Genomic DNA, 15,567 nt, shown 5'->3' on the forward strand with positions numbered 1-15,567 from the left:
GCTATGAACATCGGGGACGTGTCCCGCCGGTCGGGCCTGCCCGCCAAAACGATCCGCTATTACGAAGACATCGGCCTGATCCGGCCAAAGCGCGGCGACAACGGCTATCGCCACTTCGCCGAGCGGGACTTGCACATGCTGGTCTTCCTGGCGGGGGCGCGCGCCTTGGGCTTCACCATCGACGATTGCCGGACCCTTCTGGCGCTTTATGAGGACCAGGGCCGCGAAAGCGCGCAGGTCAAGCAGATCGCCGGAGAGCACCTGGCGCAGATCGACGACAAGATCGCGCAGCTCAGGAGCATGCGCGCGACGCTGGACCGGCTGGTGCATGCGTGCGCCGGCGATCACCGCCCGGATTGCCCGATCCTCGAAAACCTCGCGCAGGATGCCTCCGACGAGACTGCCGACACCAAGGAACGGGCCCGGTAACGGACCCAAAGCCGCCCGGCTTCGAGGCGTGTATTTCCGGCCGTCCCAGGTGGAGGAAACCCTCGTTCAGAACGCAAAGCGGCTGCCGTGAGGGGCGACCGAGTTCTTCTTTCGCTGGTATCTGTTCATTTAGTGCTCTGGCGTAGGGAATTCTGAATGATATCAGTAAGCAGGTCCCGTATGTGATCCTGCATAGACGGGTCTCGCAGCCCCGAAAAAAGACGCTCCATTTCGTTCGGTCTCTCGGACAGCTTCTCGATTTCGGCCTTCGCGGCATGGAGCTCGTTTCGAGCTTCAAGCAGGTCAGCGGCGAGCTTCGTGCGGTCGTGCTCGAGCTGGTGGACTTCCTCCGATTTCGTTGCGAGCGTTCCCTCGAGTTCGGCTATGCGATGCTGCGCATTGCGCTTGTCAGCGCGGAGCTCTTCGCATTTCTGCTCGGAGATGACCTGGGAGGCGGAGTTTTGGCGGGCGACCACAAGCAGCAATTCCCGTTCGACTGCGGCCACGGCCGAGTTCACTTCCTCAGGAATTCCCTTGGGTAGCGCACTGAGAAGGGCCTGGTTCTCGGCCTCACGAATTTCGGCATGTGCGCCATCCACCAAGGCCTCGAGGGTCTCATGGCGGATAGAGCCTTTTACACCGTGCTCATCGCAGAGCTTCTCCTTAACGAAAGGAGCATCGAGTTCGGCAGCTGGAATCCCAGCACCCAGACCGGCTGAAATGATATCATGAACGAGATTTGGATCGTAGCTCAGCGGTCGGCCGCCGGCATTGGGCTTGGTGGTCTTATGGTTTGCCATGGCAGATTTGTCTTTGTGTTTGTCAAACCGGGTTAGACAAACCCGGTTTAGGTGTTGCGGATAGGGGGAAGGTTGGTTCGTTTACGGCAGGCGGAAGAGAAATTGTTGTCCTCAGGCCAGGAACGGCGTCAGGTCGGGCCAGAGCTCCTTGGCGTGATGCAGTGGGTCCCCGTGGGTTTCGAGGATAAACGCAGGGGTCGATTTTCCGCCGCCCGGGCGTTTGAGCGAGAGCGCCACCATCGGCCACCCGTTTGCCCTTGAGATACGCTCGCAGAGCGTCATCATGTGGTTCGACGTTCGCCCCTTTCGGAAACCCTTCGCCGCGTCCTCGGTTGGGAAGTCGAGCGGGAGATCCTCGGTGAGTCCTCTCGCGGATAGACGAGCGCCGCGAACCGGCCGCCCCATAGTCGCCCTCATAGCCTTTTCCATGCGTTCGAAGCCCGGCCAATCGGGCTCTTCATCAAGGCCTCGCACAAGTGCGGCGAATGGAACTACCCGAGTGATCGGGAATTCCGGGAGCGGAAGGCTGCTCAGAATGACGACGCGCTTCCTGTGGCTTGGAGTAACGAGCCGAAGCCTGGCGATGGCTTGGAGGGTCGCGCATTCGCGGGACTGTGCGAGTATCGCTTGCACTCGCGGGTCGGGATGCGCCCGCAGATCGGCCTCCCGGGCTGACCCATCGGCCATCAGAAATCGCGATGCGACCGCCGGCAGAGGACCTGAGACGTGCCTGGTGATCGGCAGCGTATCCTGAGCAAAAACCGCCCGTGCCGAGGTCTCAATGTCGGTGATCCCCGGCTGGAGACGCCCGATGACCACAATCGTAGTGTAATTTTCATAGTCGTTGACGCCTTGGGTTCTGGGCCCAAACCAGCGCGGCTTTGCGCCGAGGAGCGGCTGCCTGAGGCCGTCGTCATCGCCCTTGGCGATGGAGCGACCTAAATCTCTATGCAGCGCCGAGAGGACGGCTTTCGTCGCGACGACAAGGACGCCGCCTCCCGCGGCCTTATCGACTTCGTGCCTCAAGATCGTCAAAACCCCGGCGCGCCGTCGTGCTCCCTCGTTTAGGTCAAGCAGCCAGCTGCCTGATAGAGTCCTGTCAGAGACCTGCACGATGTCCGCGATCGGCGGTGACTGGATCGAAATGAAATCCGCCCCGGGAGCAACACGTTCGGTGATGTCGCGATCTACATCGGCGTCCAGCAAGAGAAGAGGTGCCTCACGAGCGACGGCCTCCATTCGCGAACACATGATCATGCGTTGAGAGCCATGCTCGGTGGTCACCTCGGCCAAGTTCAGGCCAACACAATGCCCCGCCTCCTTTCCGCTGAGACTGTCGAATATTCGGCGCCGACGCTTTGAGGCGACGAAGGATCTCGTGTCGAAGTTCGCGACACGGAATTTGACCGCTTCGGCGGACTGCCATGGACCAATCTCGAGGGAGCTCCGCGATCGGTCCTCCGCTCGCACCAGCTCCTGCAACTGCTCGGTGTCGATCCCGGAACTCCGCAGATGGTCGTGGAGGGGCAGGCCGCGCTGTAGCCCATCGACGAGCGCGGCCGTCGCGCGGGAGAGATTTCCATAGAGCCCATTAGGGAACAAGTTCGTCGGCGCGCGCATCAGATCCTCAATCGAGAGATGCGATGTGCGGATCAGGGTCGGCCAGACCTTCTCGTCGATCACACGAAGTGCAATGGGAAAATCGCGGTCGATCGGAGGATCGACGGTCAGATAGGCATGGGAAAGTAATACGACATGGGGACCCGGGACGTCCTTCTGTCGGAGATACGGACATCCCGAAGCGCAGGGCGACTGAACGAAGTTGTCGTCCGGGTCCTGTCCGCGACAGAGGGCCTGGGTGACCGAGGGCACGAAGCCGGAAATCTCCCTCGCGAGCTCCGCCCGATCGCACATCTTCTTCTCGCAGTCATCTGGACGCTGCGCGTCGCGTCCGCGGATCACCCGGGACGGTAGTCTTGGCGCGAGTGACCGAAACTCCTCATCAGCTCTTTCCGCGAGATCGAGCGTCGGCACGTAGATCAGCACGTGCCCGCGTGCCAGGAGCGCCTCGCCGTGGCGCGCAATCACACGCAGAGCCGTCGCCGTCTTGCCGAGACCGGCGGTCACCCGCAGGGCAAGGGCAGCATCTGGCTCCGCGGTTGCCGCCGCAGCTGCGGTGACGAAGTTATCAATTTCCTGATCGAGCCGTTCCCTGGCCTCACCCGGTGTCGACCAGTCTGGAATCTGGAACGCAGCTTCAATTTGTGTGTCGTGCTTCATCAGCATCCTCCGTTTCAGAGGATCTGGGCGCGGACGCTGTCGCGCAGAAACGCATCCAATCACGACAGCGTGAGCGGTGGCGCACCAGCAGAGGTGTCGCGCCTCAATTGATATCGCTAATTAAGACGCGACACCTTTGGTCACGACTGCCTCCGTTTCAGAGCTGCTCGCGCGGTGACTAATTCCTTATCAGGAACGAACTGATGAGGAAAAAATGCTGTCAGTAGAAGATGTTGCCGAGCACTACGGCCTGAGGCCAGATACGGTCCGACGCAAGATCCGCGCCGGTGAGCTCGATGCGATCCGGATCGGCAGAACCTATCGCCTGAATTGGCCCGACGTCTGGGCCTGCGAAGACGGTCCGATGCCGAAACGCGCGCGTATTCCGCGCTACCAGCATCGTCTGCTTTGCAAGAAGACCATCGCCGGAGCGCTCCGCGTCAGCGTGCGCACTGTCGAGCGGTGGATCGATGACGGGCTGCCCACGCGGAACGTGTTCGGGGCCGTGCGCTGCAACCCGCATGACGTGGCGGACTGGCTGGCGCTGCAAGGTGTCAATCTTCCTGCGGAGTGGTGGATCTGATGCCGACGGTCCGTCGCACAATCTCGACAGGGATCATCGCGACAAGAGCGGGACCGCTCTGCCTGTCGCACAGTCGTCCCCAAACATTTATCGGCGTTATGCTTGGGGGCGGTCCTGCGAAACGCGGGAAAATCACGACAGACTGTGCGAGACGCCCCACCGGGCGCGATCTCCTAAAAGGACCGGATGAGGTCCATGGCTTGGGCCGCGCGCGCCGCCTTTCTGCCCGAAGGCGGCCCGCGAGGCCCCACCCCTGGAGATCGAAAAGATGAAACACGACCGAATCCTGAGCAACGCCGGCTCCCCGATGTTTCCGGATTTTCTGGACTGGGCGAAGGAGACCGGCGAGAACCGCGACACCGTCTATGAGATCGAGAAGGTCGCCACGCGGCTCGACCTGACGCAAGAGGAGTTGGATCTCGTCCCGGCTGACCTCGGCTATTTCGAGAAGGTGATCGCCGTATCCGCCTATGGAGCCGTCTCCCGTTCGAAAGATCTCGACACGGCGCGCAAGCGCGGGAACTCCCGTGTTCGGTCCGCTCTGCAACGATTTCTCGCGGTGCGCGGTCATGAGACACCCGACGTTGGCGTTCGCGCGAGCTACGACAAGGCCATCCAGTTCATCATGGAGAACGAGGGGTTCGTCGACAGCGGCGCGCTCTTTACCACCAGCACCCACAGACCGCTTCTTCTCGTTCGGGCGCGCGCCCGAGTTGGCTTGCCCGACCTCGACCAGGGAGAGTTCGACCGGCTCTGGCACGACGCGACACCGGACAGCCGCAAGTCGCTGCGGAAATTCGCACAGCGCATTGCCGAGCTCCGACGCGGCCACAATTCCTGGCCCGAGCTTGCGGACCTGCTCCCGCCTCTGGACTTCGTCGTTCCGGTCGCGTCGGACCGCGCCCGGCGTATCAAGTGGAAATCGCTGCCGGCATCCTTTCGCGCGGATGCCGTGGAGGTGTTTCGGCAGACCTTGCGTCAACCTGCTGATCTGAAAGCCTGGGCTAAAGAGCAACAACGTCTTGGTCGCCCCGCGGTCGAGGTCGATGCCGAGGTCGCGGCGCGGCGCGGCAAGAAGAAAAAGCTGCCGAAGAACTTGGAGTCCGCGCTTGCCGGTTACCGGCAGTCGACGACCTGGCTGCTGCGCGAAAGCTACTCGCCAGATACCGGGTTCGCCGGGCTCGGGACGCTGCGGGAGCTCATCACGACAGACGCATTGGAGGCCGCCTGCGACGCCCAGATTGCGCGGAGCGCGGCCTCCCCTACGCTCAAGGATGCTGACAAAAGTTCTGTGCTCTGGTCCAGGTTCACCAATCTGACGACGATTGCGCGCCATGGTTTGCGCGATCCGGAGGTCCTTGCGCGGATCAGTCTCGTGCGCATGTTTTATGCCGACTACGTGCTGTCGCCGATCGAAATGACCGCCGACGCGGAGGCAATCTGCAACCGGCTTCGGAAAGCGCCGCATCTTGCGGCCGCGTTCGTCAACGCGCCGTCCCGCCTTGGCGTCATCTCGACCGAAGCATTGCAGACGGCAACCACCACCTTCGCACAGGAACGCGCGCTGCGGCTCGCCGCTTGCGCAGCTGCCTACGCTGTCCAGGTCAGCCGGGCGCTGCGCCCCGCCAACCTGTTCATGATCCGCCGCAAGGCCACGGACGGATGCCCGCGGAATCTGACCTGGATCGTCGACGGGCAGCATGCGGAGATCAAATTTGTAGGCGGCGAGGTCAAGAACGGCCAGGCCGTGACCGTCAACGTTCATGGCGAGGATGCTCGCATTCTCTGGGAGTGGGATCGGGTTCATCGCACGGATCTCATGCAGCTCCGCGGAATCCCTTCTTCGCCATATCTCTTCCCGGGAACGGCCGCCCCGCGGCTGCGGAAATCCTTCCTGAACCTGCCCTCCGGGTGCATGTCCGTCGCGTCGATCATGGAGCTTTGGGATCTCGGGGACAGGCAACTCGGGCTCGGGCTGTCTCCACATCAGTGCCGGCACGCGCTGGCGACGCTGATGCTCGCCGTCCGTCCGGGCGATTTCGCCAGTGTGGCCTCCGTTCTCGCCAACACCGATCAAGTCGCGCGGCGCCATTATGGCAAAGACAGCGGCGAGGCCGCGGCGGTCGCCGTCCGCGAATCTCTGCTGGCACAACACCCCGACATCTTCGCCCGCATGAACAGGAGAACCTGACATGAGAGGCAATCTCGACGTGATTCTGAAGGACGCCCCTGCCGCGGTGCGTCGCGCCATGATCGAAGACGCGCCGAACCTCGCGCCGGGTTCCGCCCATGTCATGGGCCGCTTCTGGTCCGCTGCCCGCGAGCGCAAGAGCAATCTGTCGATGCCGGGAGCGGAGGTCTACCGGTCCGCCGCGGCGTCCGAGTCGACGTTTCGCTGTCTACTTCGCGCTCTCGGTGCATATGCGCCTCACGTCTGCACCGCGCCGGCCAGGGAAGTGAGTGACGAATGGTATGCGCTGCGCACCAAAGCGGCCCCGAGGGTTGCCCCCACAGCGAAGATGGCGGTCGGGGCCAACTGGCCCATAGCTTGGCAAAGGATGAAACCGGCCCTCGATGCAGCGCCGATCAAAAGCAGCACCCGAAAGCGTTATTTCGACAGCATCGACCGGTGCGCCAGAGCCGTCGCGGAGGGCCTGGCTTCAGAGACCCACGGGTTCGTTGCAGCATGCGAGTTGTCGGAGGCGTTCCTATTTCACCCCGAGAAGGATCGGCGTGTGAAGCCTGTGACGGCCGCCAACTACATCGAAGGGCTGATCGCCCTTGGAGCACGGGGCGGAGTCGCAGAGGACAGCCTGATCGCCATGCGGGTGATCCTGAGCGATCTTCGCGACCAGGCCGCCATGGCCGAGAAGAACAAGTTCGAACGTCTGTCCGGCCTGATGGAACGCGGAGGCTATGCGCATGTCGCCGACCGCGTCGGACAGCTGAGGGCACGGGCTCAAGATTTGCCGGCGCATAGCGCCGCCCGCCGCCGCTGCATGCAGCAAGCCGTCGTCTGCGCCGTCATCCTCAACAAGCCGCCGCGCAAAGGCGATCTCGTGTCATGGCGGATTGGCCAGCAGATCACCCGGGACGCCGACGGCACCTGGCGCGCGGAATGGGAGCAGGAGAAGACGGGAGGTGGGACGGAAACAGGCGCGATGTGGCCCGAGATCTGCGACATCCTCGATGAATGGGTTCTCGACGGTCGTCCCGATCGGCTGATCCACGCTCGATACCAGGAGCTCGTCGGGAAGAACTGGCTGACGCTCGCTGAGAACGAGCCTTATCGCAATCTTCCCACCGAACTGACGCACACCGCGATCGGCGTGCCGTCGCACGATCTGAGGACCCTCGCCGCAGACTACATGCGCCGTCATGATCCGGCGCACGCGGCAGATGTCATTGCGACACATCTCGGGCACGGAACACGCAAAGCAGGAGGAGCCTATCGGACCGATTGCGTTGCGGCGACAGCCCAAGCTCTGTGGCAGACTTCTCGAGACATCATCGCGGCCCAGTCGACGAAGAAGCCTTCTGGGAAACGCAAGACGTAGTGACCGTGCCGGTCCGAGCGGGTGTCGCGGTTGAAAGTCAGAGAGCCCTCCGAACGGACAGTTGAGAAGGATCGATCCGAGCGCTTGCGGCCGTCTACGCGGGGCCGCAAGCGATGCGGTCGACCATCTTGTAGATAGGGAGAAGAACTGCCCCAAGGGTAGGGCACCAGGCATCCGGATCATTGCCGATCTTGACCCGCGCCTGACGCGGACACCTTCCGGAGCCAATCATGAAACCAGACCTGAAATCCGACTTCTCCGCCGACATCGCCCAGAAAATCTCGGTCGATCCGGTTCTGAACTTCGTCTCCCGAAATTACGAAGGCCTTTGGCACGCGGCGCGCCTCCTGGGCGGCTACGAGTCCGCTCGACTCGTCGACCGATGCGTGGAACTTCTCGCGCAGGATCAATGTGTGTCACAACAAGCGAGGATCATGCTCGACCAGATCCTGGCTGTTCTGTCCTTGGAACACGTCCACGACGAGAACTTGCCATACATGGGGTTCTTCGCCGTGATCGACCCGTGCGACCCCGCGGTCGAAGAGATCTGTTTGCTGACCGATGGCTTACGTCATGTTCTCTCGTGCACCATCGGTGAGACTGGCCTGCGGTGCGTCGCTTAGGGCAGCTCATCAAGACGACATCGCCGGTTTCTCCCGCCGGCGATGCTTGACCGCGCAAGGTTTTCGCCCGGCCTCTCGGCCGGCCCTTCGCGCGGGGAGATTACTAATGAACAAGACCCTGTATGGCGGCTCTGCGCTTAGCGTAGCGCTCGATGCCCGGGATTTCGTGCGGCGCCACGGAAACAGCCTCTCAGAGGTTCTTCATGTGGTCGCAGGTGAATGCGGTCTCGAGCTTTACTGCGAGGCTGACCGGCTCTTGGACGGCCTGAGTCCTGATCCTGCGCGCGTCGGGAAGGTCGTGCGGCAGATGCGCGACCGACTCGCCGAGGTCGATTCACCTGAGGACCGGTATGCGGCGTCGCTGCGATGGCATGGCGCTCGGCTCAGCGACCTCGCCGCCGCGTTGCCGAGCTGAGGAATTGGGCCCCGATCTCCGGATCGGGGTCGCCACGACGTTATCGGTCCAGCTCGAGGGTAAGATCCATCGGTTCACACGCAGAAGAAGAGAGGACCCGCATGCACCTCAGCACGGCGAAGATCTCCATCGTTCAAGACATCGAAACTCGACGACTCGAAGCGTATCACGAGCAGGCGTTCTTATGGTCCAAGGTGCCGACCGATCCCGGCTGCGCAGACGAAGTGGCGGAATTCTACACCGTTACCTTGGTCCGGTTCATCGAGGTCCTCGAAACCTCGTCGGCGCACCAGCGACTGGATCTTATTGCGAGGTCGCAGCAAAGCGCCGCGCAGCATCGGAAGGCCTCCGGCGCCGGATTCCTTGGGGTCGTTACCTCTCTATGATCCTGCGTCATCGCCCGGACGTGATCGGGATCGATCTCGACGGGGCAGGCTGGGTGGATGTTGCCGGTCTTCTGCGCGCGATGAAGCGTCACGGTCGTCCGATGTCGCGCTCACGGCTTGAAGCCGTCGTGGCGGAGGATGAAAAGAGCAGGTTCACACTGTCGGCAGACGGGTCACGTATCCGGGCGGCACAGGGCCACTCGATCTCGCTGGACCTTGGTCTTGTGCCGGATATCCCGCCGCCGGTGCTCTACCATGGCACTGCGCGGCATCACCTGAACAATATCTTCGCAGAGGGGCTACAACCGCAGCGTAGGCAGTTCGTCCATCTCAGCCGCGATTTCGAAATGGCCAGGATCGTTGGGTCCCGGCACGGGAAGGCGGTCGTGCTGACCGTGGACTGCGCTGGCATGTCAGCCTGAGATCACACCTTCTTGCTGTCCGAAAACGGTATCTGGATGACAGCTGCGGTGCCGCCGCGTTTCCTGGGGTTCGCGGGGCCTTGAGGCCGCAGACCAGCCTTTCCACAATCTCCTCTGATCTACCAGGAATGCACTGTGCCGTGCGCAATGAACGCCATGGCCGAGCGGGGGCGTTTCGGACCTCTGCCAAGCCGTCGCGGGTCCTGCACCCTCTTGAGAATGGGAGGAGACAAGAGCAGTCGCCGAAAGATTCCAAGGGCCGGATCGTGAAAAGTGGGCCAACACGAGGTCAAAACCGGTCTCGGAACAAGGACGGTCAGTGGCGCTCAAATCGAAGCGACTCAGGGAAATCTCGCGAGAAAAAATCCAGTGAGAAGAAGGGTTGCAATCTCACTACGGCGAAATGTGAGTTTCGCGGCTTACCGGATGATTGCCAAGAGCTTCGCGTGCTCCGAGACCTTCGAGACGAGGCTCTCATGAAACACCTGAGGGCATCAACTTGGTGGATAATTACTATGAGATCGCCCCGCGCTTGGTGCCTCTCTTGGAAAACCGACAGGTTGCCGAACGAGCTTGGAAGGACATCGTAAAAGCAGTAGAGCAGACTGAAAGGGGCAATACATCCGATGTGGTATCGACCTATTGAACGACGGTTGATTCATTGCGGCGCGAGGAAAATAATGCCGCATGTAGAGGCGCCGATTTGTTCCTGCGGTCGGCCGCTGAAACGAGGGCGAGAAGGTAAGGGCCGCCGAGCGATTAGGCCCGAACAGTTATTCGATTGTAAGTGATCCAATTTTTTATCGCACGCCCCGAGGTGGAAAATATAAGGTTATTTCGAAGTCGGTTCAATTATCGTTCACCTCCAAAGGTTCTTGAAGTCTCGCTCTGCATCGACCGCCCGCTGGTCAAGAATTTTGGCAATGGTTTCAACGCGCACGAGCTTGACAGATTTTTGTTTTCCGTCAGAGGTGAAGTAGGGTAGGCGAATATCGCCGGCATCTATCTTCTCCTTCATGGTCTTCTCGGTATGCCCCCAGAGAATTCCGGCCTCCTCAAGAGGGATGTAGGGCCGGAAGTGGTAATGTTTCAGCAGCAATTCAAAGGTGTCCATTCGAGCCTCCGTATTTGGATTCTCAGGAAGTGGGTTCATCCTACTCCGTGGAAAAATATGGAAGCTCAACTTTCTTTACATCTTATCGGGGTCGGCTTGGTCTGCTGCCCGTAGTGTCCATGGCCAATCTAAGAACCTATCGCCTTCCTGTTCAACATGCTCATACCGAAATAGGCATCCACCGTTCTTGTGGCCGGAGTGGTTGGCTACGAAGGCTGCCGGCTTTCCCATCTCGAAGAGCCTGGTGATGCCCTCATGACGAAGGTCATGGAACCTGAGGTCATTTATTCCAAGTCGGTCGCGATGACGGCGCCATGCCGTTCCGACAGAAGTTGTCTTGAAGGGAAAAATTAGATCTCCTTCCCGAGGCATTGAGAGAATAATTGCCAGTGCTTCGTCGGTCAGGTCGCACCAAACATCATTACCCTTCTTCTTTTTTGGGTGTTTCATGTCGCGGACCAGGATTTGTTTCTTCTCGATTCGTAGATCCTCCCAGCGAATCCGGCAGATTTCCCCAAGACGTCGACAACTGAAAATTGCGAAAACAATGATTTTTACGAGCGGAATTTTCTGCCGCTTATTTTCGACCACTGCGTCGAGGATCTTGTTCAGCTCATCAATTGTAGGCCGACGATCCCGCTCCTCGGAGCGGGCGAGTATCTCGTCTTCCCACATGTGCTCCATAGCTTCCTTCATGGCTGCAATGGGCACGGAGAACCCCCGTTTTGACGCCCAGTGAAGCGTGTTCACGAGGATCGTAAGGTATCCGGCTACCGTCTGCGGTTGGCGCTCTTCTCCAAGCATTTCGTCCGCGAGGTCAGTCAGGTCGTCCAGCGACAACCCATTCAATTTCTTCTTTCCGAACCCGCTTGCCTTCACCCAGCCAAGTTGTTGTTTAGCCGAACGCCCCAAGCTCTTGTGCTTCGCCAGGCGCGCAGTGATTGCATCTGCAACAGTATCACCACTTCTCGATACGGCCTCTACGCCATCAATTTCGATCTCGGCGATCTTTCGCTTCTTCCATTTCCTGGCCATGCTGAGTTTGGAGAAAGTCTTGGTGAAGCTTATGCTCCTACCTGAGACAAATTTTCGGATTTGCACGCGGTAGGATAGCTTGCCATTCTCACCGCGGATCTCCTGAATGTTTGGCTCGACACTGCGAGATTTGCCGTCCTTTTTGCGGCGACGGTCGGTGGGCGCATGAGAGCTGCTGTCTGGACGTGGCTTGTTGTTGTCCGCAGCGCGGGTGTCGGACACCAAATTCTTGGCCGAGGTTCCAAGACATGTGGCGGTGTGTAGACCAGGAAAGGTGATGATGGTGGCGGACATGTTTGGGCTTCCTTGGTTGATCTCAGGCGGAAGGTTGGTCCGGGTTCTGAAGCCCGGAAATCGAGTTGCTGAGACAGCTTCGGAGGCCCTCTCGATCGCGCAGGAGGCCTGCCGTTCGAGTTGCTACGTCGTAGCAACTCCGCTCGTGAAACCTGGCAAAACCCGGCATAACGCGCCGAAATCCACTGATTCTGAAGGTATGAGGCAGGTCTCGTGACTGTGAATGTAGTCGTAAAATCAGATACCTGGGCCGCGTCTCGGCTTTCTGTGGCACCCATGATGGACTGGACCGACCGCCACTGCCGGACGTTTCACCGGCAGCTGTCGCGTCGCGCGTTGCTTTATACCGAGATGGTGACGGCGCCCGCCTTGGTGCGGGGCGGGGCAACGCACCTGCTGGATTTCGGCTCGCAGGAGCATCCGGTGGCGCTGCAACTGGGCGGCTCGGAGCCGGGCGAGCTGGCACGGGCCGCGCGGATGGGGGCGGACCATGGCTATGACGAGATCAACCTGAATGTGGGCTGTCCATCGGACCGGGTGCAGTCGGGCCGGTTCGGCGCCGTGCTCATGCGCGAGCCGGAGCTGGTGGCCGAGTGCTGCGCAGGGATGATCGCGGCTCAACCTTTGCCGGTCACGGTGAAATGCCGGATCGGCGTCGATGACCAGCGGCCCGACGATGTGCTGCCGGACTTCCTTTCGAAGATCCGTGCGGCAGGTGTGCGCAGGGTCACCATCCACGCGCGCATGGCGTGGTTGCAGGGGCTAAGCCCGAAGGAAAACCGTGACGTGCCGCCGCTGGATTACGATCTGGTGCACCGGATGAAGGCCGAGTTTCCGGACCTGCACGTGTCGATCAATGGCGGTATCACCGATCTCGACCAGGTCGAGACGCACCTGGCGCGCGGGCTCGACGGCGTGATGATCGGACGCGCCGCTTACCACGATCCCGCGATGGTCTTGCTGGAGGCCGACCAGCGCATCTTCGGTGAAACGGGTCCGGCGCCCACGCGCGAGGAGGTCGTCCACGCGATGCTGCCTTATATCGACCGTCACATCGCGGCGGGCGGCAAGCTGGGGCAGGTCACGCGGCACATGCTGGGGTTGTTCACCGGCCAGCCCGGCGCTCGGCGGTGGCGGCGTGTCCTGTCCGAAGGGGCGAGCCGCCCGGGTGCGGATCGGGAACTGGTGCTCGAGGCCCTGGGCGAGGTGACGCGCGCCGCGGCGTGACCCGGCGGCGCGCATCGGCGCCTAGTCCTCCAGCGCGGCGACGCCCGGCAGGGCCTTGCCTTCCATCCATTCCAGGAACGCGCCGCCCGCGGACGAGATGTAGGTGAAATCGCCCGCCGCGCCGGCCTTGTTCAGGGCCGCGACCGTGTCGCCGCCGCCCGCGACCGACACGAGATTGCCGGCCTTCGTCTGGTCAGCGGCCATGCGCGCGGCCTGGTTTGTGGCCACGTCGAAGGGCGCGATCTCGAACGCGCCGAGGGGACCGTTCCAGATCAGCGTGCGGCAGTTCGCCATGGCCTTGCCGATGCGTTCGACCGAGTCGGGCCCGGTGTCCAGGATCATGGCGTCGGCGGGGCACTTGTCGGCCGGGACGACCTCGCTGTCGGCGCCGGCCTTGAACTCGCGCGCGACGACCACGTCCTGCGGCAGGATGATCTCGCAGCCCGCCTCGTCCGCGCGGTCGAGGATATCGCGCGCCGTGCCGGTCATGTCGTGCTCGGCCAGGGACTTGCCCACGTCGATGCCCTGCGCGGCCAGGAAGGTGTTGGCCATGCCGCCCCCGATCACCAGGTGGTTCACCTTGCGCACCAGGTTGCCCAAAAGGTCGAGCTTGGTGCTGACCTTGGCGCCGCCGACCACGGCCATCAGCGGACGCTCGGGGTCGCCCAGGGCCTTTTCCAGCGCGCCCAACTCCTCGGCCATGAGCCGCCCGGCACAGGCCGGCAGCTTGCGCGCGAGCGCTTCGGTCGAGGCATGGGCGCGGTGCGCGGCCGAGAACGCGTCGTTCACGTAGACATCGCCCAGAGACGCTAGGCGCCCGGCGAAGGCATCGTCGTTCTTTTCTTCGCCGGGATTGAAGCGCAGGTTTTCCAGCAGCGCGACATCGCCCTGGCCCAGCTGGCCCACCCGGTCGCCGTAGTCACCGTCGATGAAGGTCACGTCGCGGCCCAGTGCTTCCTGCAAGGCGGGCACCACCTGGTTCAGCGACATCTCGGGCACGACCTTGCCCTTGGGCCGGTCGAAATGGGCCAGCAGGATCGGGATGCCGCCCGCGTTCACGATATCGTTCACCGTGGGCACGATGCGGTCGATCCGGGTGGTGTCGGTCACGCGCCCGTCCTCGACCGGCACGTTGATATCCACGCGCACCAGCACGCGCTTTCCGTCCAGATCCATGTCGTCGAGCGTCTTCCAACCCATCGGGGCCTCCTGCATCAAGAACCGGTCTAGTCATCGCGTGATCGGGACCGGCGCGCAACCGCCCCCGCGATGGCTTTCCGCTTCCCAACACCGCGCGTCACGACTAGGGTCCGCGCGACCCGAAGACCAAGCAAGGATCCCCCGATGGCCGAGATCAAGGACCCCGAGAACACCATCATCATCGAGCTGAAGGACGGCCCCGTGACCATCGCGCTGCTGCCCGACGTGGCGCCGCAGCACGTGGACCGGATGAAGACGCTGGCCCGCGAAGGCGCCTATGACAACGTGGTGTTCCACCGCGTGATCGACGGCTTCATGGCGCAGACCGGCGACGTGTCGAACGGCAATGCCGAGAAGGATTTCAACATCCGCCTGGCCGGCACCGGCGGGTCCGAGCATCCCGACCTGCCGGCCGAGTTCTCGAAACTGCCGCACGATCGCGGCACGCTGGGCGCGGCACGGTCGTCGAACCCCAACTCGGCCAACTCTCAGTTCTTCATCAACTTTTCCGACAACCATTTCCTGAATGGCCAGTACACCGTCTACGGCCGCGTCATCGAGGGGATGGAGCATGTCGACAAGATCACCCGCGGCGAGCCGCCGATGAACCCCGACCGCATGCTGAGCGTGAAGGTGGCCGCGGATGCGTAAGGGCCTGATCCTTCTCGCCTGCCTCGCGGCCGGCCCGGCGGCGGCGTCGGGGATCGAGATCTCGCTGTCGGGCGGGGTCGAGGGCACCGTGCGGATCGACCTGCTCGAGGACGTGGCGCCCAACCACGCCGAGCGGATCACGGCGCTGGCCAATCGCGATGCCTATGACGGCGTGGTGTTCCACCGCGTGATCGACGGCTTCATGGCGCAGACCGGTGACGTGCAGTTCGGCCGGGCCGATGGCGACATGTCCCGCGCGGGCTATGGCGGGTCGGACCTGCCGGACCTGGCGCAGGAATTCTCGGACATCGCTTTCGAGCCGGGTGTCGTCGGCATGGCGCGCTCGGGCAACTCAGTCGACAGCGCCAATTCGCAGTTCTTCATCATGACGGAACCGGCCCCGCACCTGAACGGCGACTACACCGTCGTCGGCCGCGTGACCGAGGGCATGGACCTGATCGACCAGATCCCGGCGACGGGGCAGGGCGAGATGGTGGTGATGGACGAGGTCACGACCACGGACTGACGGTCAAGCAGCCTAAGACAGCGGC

The 15,567-nt window shown here is 62.1% G+C and carries 16 protein-coding genes; 11 read left to right on the top strand and 5 right to left on the bottom strand.

What is annotated here, in order from left to right; translation table 11 throughout:
• Positions 1–3 precede the first annotated feature (3 nt).
• On the top strand, positions 4–429 hold the full coding sequence (gene cueR, locus BMX96_RS02730; protein WP_091844021.1) for a Cu(I)-responsive transcriptional regulator: 426 nt from the start codon (positions 4–6) through the stop codon (positions 427–429).
• Between the two features lie 125 nt (positions 430–554).
• Here cueR and BMX96_RS02735 read toward each other — a convergent pair whose 3' ends face one another.
• Positions 555–1,229, bottom strand: a complete 675-nt coding sequence (locus BMX96_RS02735; protein ID WP_091844023.1) for a hypothetical protein — start codon at positions 1,227–1,229, stop codon at positions 555–557.
• A 111-nt stretch (positions 1,230–1,340) separates the two neighbouring features.
• Positions 1,341–3,509 (bottom strand): DEAD/DEAH box helicase family protein, encoded by a 2,169-nt coding sequence (locus BMX96_RS02740; RefSeq protein ID WP_175481636.1) that lies wholly within the window; start codon positions 3,507–3,509, stop codon positions 1,341–1,343.
• A gap of 214 nt (positions 3,510–3,723) precedes the next feature.
• Here BMX96_RS02740 and BMX96_RS02745 point away from each other — a divergent pair, with 214 nt between their 5' ends.
• From BMX96_RS02745 to BMX96_RS02775, 7 genes are all read left to right on the top strand, one after another.
• The gene (locus BMX96_RS02745; RefSeq protein WP_091844027.1) at positions 3,724–4,092 is read left to right on the top strand and encodes a helix-turn-helix domain-containing protein; all 369 of its coding nucleotides are present in this window, start codon (positions 3,724–3,726) and stop codon (positions 4,090–4,092) included.
• A gap of 268 nt (positions 4,093–4,360) precedes the next feature.
• The gene (locus tag BMX96_RS02750) at positions 4,361–6,283 is read left to right on the top strand and encodes a site-specific integrase (RefSeq protein ID WP_091844029.1); all 1,923 of its coding nucleotides are present in this window, start codon (positions 4,361–4,363) and stop codon (positions 6,281–6,283) included.
• Position 6,284: 1 nt separating this feature from the next.
• Positions 6,285–7,649, top strand: a complete 1,365-nt coding sequence (locus tag BMX96_RS02755; RefSeq protein ID WP_091844031.1) for a hypothetical protein — start codon at positions 6,285–6,287, stop codon at positions 7,647–7,649.
• A gap of 230 nt (positions 7,650–7,879) precedes the next feature.
• Positions 7,880–8,272 carry a hypothetical protein gene (locus tag BMX96_RS02760; protein WP_091844033.1) on the top strand — a complete coding sequence of 131 codons (393 nt, stop codon included), beginning with the start codon at positions 7,880–7,882 and terminating at the stop codon, positions 8,270–8,272.
• 106 nt (positions 8,273–8,378) lie between these two features.
• Positions 8,379–8,687, top strand: a complete 309-nt coding sequence (locus BMX96_RS02765) for a hypothetical protein (RefSeq protein WP_091844035.1) — start codon at positions 8,379–8,381, stop codon at positions 8,685–8,687.
• Positions 8,688–8,788: 101 nt separating this feature from the next.
• Positions 8,789–9,073: a hypothetical protein gene (locus tag BMX96_RS02770; protein WP_091844037.1), complete on the top strand. Its 285-nt coding sequence runs from the start codon at positions 8,789–8,791 to the stop codon at positions 9,071–9,073.
• Positions 9,070–9,495 carry an RNA 2'-phosphotransferase gene (locus BMX96_RS02775; protein ID WP_236736932.1) on the top strand — a complete coding sequence of 142 codons (426 nt, stop codon included), beginning with the start codon at positions 9,070–9,072 and terminating at the stop codon, positions 9,493–9,495. Before BMX96_RS02770 ends, BMX96_RS02775 begins: the two co-directional genes overlap by 4 nt.
• Positions 9,496–10,354: 859 nt before the next feature.
• On the opposite strand, the gene BMX96_RS02785 is transcribed toward BMX96_RS02775, so the two are convergent.
• Positions 10,355–10,609: a pyocin activator PrtN family protein gene (locus tag BMX96_RS02785; protein ID WP_175481637.1), complete on the bottom strand. Its 255-nt coding sequence runs from the start codon at positions 10,607–10,609 to the stop codon at positions 10,355–10,357.
• Between the two features lie 75 nt (positions 10,610–10,684).
• The gene (locus BMX96_RS02790) at positions 10,685–11,938 is read right to left on the bottom strand and encodes a site-specific integrase (protein WP_236736933.1); all 1,254 of its coding nucleotides are present in this window, start codon (positions 11,936–11,938) and stop codon (positions 10,685–10,687) included.
• A gap of 219 nt (positions 11,939–12,157) precedes the next feature.
• Between BMX96_RS02790 and dusA the strand changes: the two genes are divergently transcribed.
• Positions 12,158–13,165: a tRNA dihydrouridine(20/20a) synthase DusA gene (gene dusA, locus BMX96_RS02795; RefSeq protein ID WP_269085876.1), complete on the top strand. Its 1,008-nt coding sequence runs from the start codon at positions 12,158–12,160 to the stop codon at positions 13,163–13,165.
• 21 nt (positions 13,166–13,186) lie between these two features.
• Here the strand turns inward: dusA and BMX96_RS02800 are convergent, their stop codons facing one another.
• Positions 13,187–14,365 (bottom strand): phosphoglycerate kinase, encoded by a 1,179-nt coding sequence (locus BMX96_RS02800; RefSeq protein WP_091844045.1) that lies wholly within the window; start codon positions 14,363–14,365, stop codon positions 13,187–13,189.
• Positions 14,366–14,509: 144 nt separating this feature from the next.
• Here BMX96_RS02800 and BMX96_RS02805 point away from each other — a divergent pair, with 144 nt between their 5' ends.
• Together BMX96_RS02805 and BMX96_RS02810 are read left to right on the top strand one after the other, a co-directional pair.
• Complete coding sequence (locus tag BMX96_RS02805) at positions 14,510–15,016, top strand: peptidylprolyl isomerase (protein WP_091844047.1); 507 nt, start codon at positions 14,510–14,512, stop codon at positions 15,014–15,016.
• Positions 15,009–15,542 (top strand): peptidylprolyl isomerase, encoded by a 534-nt coding sequence (locus BMX96_RS02810; protein ID WP_073125640.1) that lies wholly within the window; start codon positions 15,009–15,011, stop codon positions 15,540–15,542. Before BMX96_RS02805 ends, BMX96_RS02810 begins: the two co-directional genes overlap by 8 nt.
• Positions 15,543–15,567: the final 25 nt, after the last annotated feature.

It is taken from the genome of Palleronia pelagia (genome assembly GCF_900110115.1).
In the GTDB taxonomy this organism is placed as follows: domain Bacteria; phylum Pseudomonadota; class Alphaproteobacteria; order Rhodobacterales; family Rhodobacteraceae; genus Palleronia; species Palleronia pelagia.